The 375-nt window shown below is 50.7% G+C and carries 1 pseudogene; it reads left to right on the top strand.

The features are described 5' to 3' along the window. A pseudogene (locus CAN34_RS13845) lies at window positions 1-375 on the top strand (transcription-repair coupling factor); the annotation flags it as partial.

The raw sequence follows: 375 nt of genomic DNA on the forward strand, positions 1-375 counted from the left end.
GGCAAGTTTGGTTCAGGCTCCGATATGGAATGTTGCTGACCGCCTCAAAGTCGTGGTGACACGCGACCAAAATCAGCTCAATCAAATAGAGACGGAATTGGCGTTTTGCGGGGTCGATGCCTATGTATTTCCCGATTGGGAGACACTGACGTATGATGAGCTGTCACCGCATCAAGACATCGTGAGCGAGCGCATTAACCTGCTGACGGATATGCCAACCTCAGGAGTGCTGCTAATCTCGGTACAGGCATTGATGCATCGAGTGGCACCGCCCAGCTGGTTGATTGGGCAGCATTTTGATCTTAGTGTTGGTGATCAATTCGATATCAACACCCAGCGTGCATTACTTGCAAAAGAAGGTTACCGCGCGGTTGA

Source organism: Psychrobacter sp. DAB_AL32B, from assembly GCF_002224105.1.
Classification (GTDB): Bacteria; Pseudomonadota; Gammaproteobacteria; order Pseudomonadales; family Moraxellaceae; genus Psychrobacter.